Genomic DNA, 2,793 nt, shown 5'->3' with positions numbered 1-2,793 from the left:
GTGGCGCCGCGCCTGGCGGGCGGCGGCCGACACGCCGCCGCTGTGGTGGACGCAGCGGGCGGGGCTGCCCGAGTACCGCTCCGTGATCGCCGAGCACCTGCTGCGGCACCGCGGTTTCGACGCCGCCGAAGAATCCGTGCTCGCCACGGGCGGCACCACCGCCGCCGTGGTCGAGTTCGCCGCGGCCGCCCTGCGGCCGGGTGAGCTGGTGGCCGTGGAGGAGCCGGGGTATCAGCGTGCCGTGCAGGCGTTCCGGCACGCGGGGATGCGCGTCGTGCCGGTGCCGGTGGACGCCGAGGGCCTGCGGTGTGACGACATCCCGGCGGGCGTGTCCGCCGTGTACTGCTCGCCCGCGCACCAGTATCCGATGGGCTGCCGGATGAGTGCCTCGCGTCGGGTGGAGCTGGTGGAGCGTGCCCGCGAGGACGGGTTCCTCGTGGTGGAGGACGACTACGACGGTGAGCTGCGCTACGACGTGGCGCCGTTGCCGCTGCTGGCCTCGCTCGCTCCGGATGTCGTCGTCCACCTGGGCACCACGAGCAAGATCCTGACTCCGACACTCGGCGCGGGCTGGATGGTGGCGCCCGCGGCGGTCACCTCGGTCGTGCTGGACTACCGCGATGCCACCGGCACGCGGGCCTCACCCGCGGGCCAGCGCGTGCTCGTGGAGCTGGCTCGGCACGGGGACCTCGGGCGGCATCTGCGCAAGCTGCGCCGCGAACTGTCGGAGCGCCGGTCGATGCTGGTGGAGACCCTGAGCCGGGCCGGAGTTCCCTACGTGGGCGACGACGCGGGCGCGCACCTGGTGGTGCCGCTGGCCTCCGGCGAGGACGAACGCCGCCGCCGGGAGTGGGGCCGTGCACGCGGTCTGCTGCTCGACGGGTTGGGCAGGCACTTCGCGGGCACTCCCACAGCGGCGGGCATCGCCGTGGGATACGCGGGTTGCTCGCGCGAGGCGTTGCGGGAGGTGCTCGGGGTGCTGGTCGAGGTGCTCCGACCGACGCGAGGGTAGGGTGCCGCGCATGACTAGCCGCAAGACCCGAGTAGCCGTCGTGTTCGGGGGCCGCAGCACCGAGCACACCATCTCCTGCGTGTCGGCCGGCAGCGTCATGGCCAACCTCGATCCCGACCGGTTCGAGATCGTGCCCCTCGGGATCACACCGGAGGGGGGCTGGGTGCTCGGGACGAGCGACCCGGAACAGCTGCGCATCCGGGATCGCACGCTTCCCGCCGTGGACGGCGGCCGGGAACTGGTGCTGGCCGGTGACCCCACGACCGGCGGAGTCGTGACCCTGGCGCCGGGTGAGCGCGGCGAGGTGCTCTCGGGGGTGGACGTGGTCTTTCCCGTGTTGCACGGGCCCTTCGGCGAGGACGGCACCATCCAGGGGCTGCTCGAACTGGCCGACCTGCCCTTCGTCGGTGCGGGCGTGCTGGCCAGCGCCGTGGCGATGGACAAGGAATACACCAAGAAACTCCTCGCCGCCGAGGGCCTGCCGGTCGGCGAGTACGCCACGCTCCGGCGTGGACAGTCGACACTCGGCGAGGCCGACCGCGAGCGGCTCGGGCTGCCGGTGTTCGTCAAGCCCGCGCGTGGCGGGTCCTCCATCGGCATCAGCCGGGTCACCGACTGGTCCCACCTCGACGAGGCGATCGCCACCGCACGGAGCACCGATCCGAAGGTGCTGGTGGAGGCGGCCGTCAGCGGCCACGAGATCGAGTGCGGCGTTCTCGAGTTTCCCGACGGGCGGGTCGAGGCGTCGTTGCCCGCCGAGATCCGCGTGGTGGCCGACGACGCCGGAGCGTGGTACGACTTCGAGACCAAATACCTCGGTGAGGCGGCCGAGCTGGACATTCCGGCCAAGTTGGACGACACCGTCACCGAGCGGCTGCGGGCCTGCGCGGTGCGCGCGTTCGAGGCGCTCGACTGCCAGGGGCTCGCGCGGGTGGACTTCTTCGTCGGCGACGACGGCGCGCTCACCGTCAACGAGGTCAACACCATGCCCGGCTTCACCACCACCTCGGCCTACCCGAAGATGTGGGAGGTCACCGGCCTCGACTACCCGACCCTGCTGACCACGCTCCTCGACACCGCACTCTCCCGCGGCACCGGCCTCCGCTGACTCCTCCCGCCCCCGATCCACCCACCGCCCCACCCGCGAGTTGCCCCTCACGGTCGGCGAGTTGCCCCTCACGGTTCGCGAGTTGCCCCTCACAGTCGGCGAGTTGGCCGTCGGTGCGCGTGGCTTGCTCCCACAGGCCACGACTGTCCGAGCACTTGCCGACGACCATGGGCGAATCTCGGTGGAGCCGGTCGTGGCGTCGGCTCCTGCGAGCGGGATTCGTGGCGACCCGGGCCATCCCGCGGGCATCTCGCCCCTAAGCCTCCGGGGCGACTGACGGGCCCGAAGGGGCAACTCGTGGACCGTGGGGGGCGACTCGCGGGTCACGAGAGGCAACTCGCGGGCAGGAAGGGGCAACTCGCGGGGCGTGGGGCCGTGCGGGGTGGGGTCAGTCGAAGCGGAGGGGGGTTTCGGGGAGGGTGTCCGCCAGGGTGTCCGACATCTGTTGCAGGGGGCCGGTGCCCGCGTCGGCGGGCACGGTCAGGGCCGCGTAGACGGGGCGGTCGACGGCGTACCACGTCGCCGAGCCCTGTCCGGGCACGTGCAGCCACCGCACCCCGTTGACCACCCGCAGTGACGCGTCGCGCGTGAGTTCCGGCGGGCGGTCGAGCCCGCAGCGCAGCACCACGGGGTTCGGCGCGCCCCAGGCCACGGTCGCCGGTGGGGCGGGCTC

At 72.8% G+C, this 2,793-nt stretch carries 3 protein-coding genes; 2 read left to right on the top strand and 1 reads right to left on the bottom strand.

The window, feature by feature from the left end:
- Both SACSA_RS0110945 and SACSA_RS0110940 read left to right on the top strand, forming a co-directional pair.
- Positions 1-1,012: aminotransferase-like domain-containing protein (locus SACSA_RS0110945; protein WP_019815859.1), on the top strand; the 1,012-nt coding region annotated here is incomplete at its 5' end.
- 10 nt (positions 1,013-1,022) lie between these two features.
- The gene (locus SACSA_RS0110940) at positions 1,023-2,120 is read left to right on the top strand and encodes a D-alanine--D-alanine ligase family protein (protein WP_028661775.1); all 1,098 of its coding nucleotides are present in this window, start codon (positions 1,023-1,025) and stop codon (positions 2,118-2,120) included.
- A gap of 388 nt (positions 2,121-2,508) precedes the next feature.
- Here the strand turns inward: SACSA_RS0110940 and SACSA_RS0110935 are convergent.
- Positions 2,509-2,793, bottom strand: a 285-nt coding sequence (locus tag SACSA_RS0110935; protein WP_019815856.1) for a DUF3515 domain-containing protein, incomplete at its 5' end; no start/stop codon positions are given.

The sequence above is a fragment of the Saccharomonospora saliphila YIM 90502 genome (assembly GCF_000383795.1).
Classification (GTDB): Bacteria; Actinomycetota; Actinomycetes; order Mycobacteriales; family Pseudonocardiaceae; genus Saccharomonospora; species Saccharomonospora saliphila.
The sequence above is the reverse complement of the archived record's forward strand: the minus strand, read 5'-3'. Positions and strand labels throughout refer to the sequence as shown.

Bases quoted from the DNA above. Each gene is read 5' to 3' on its own strand.
- SACSA_RS0110940 (WP_028661775.1), top strand. From the start codon at position 1,023: ATGACTAGCCGCAAGACCCGAGTAGCCGTCGTGTTCGGGGGCCGCAGC.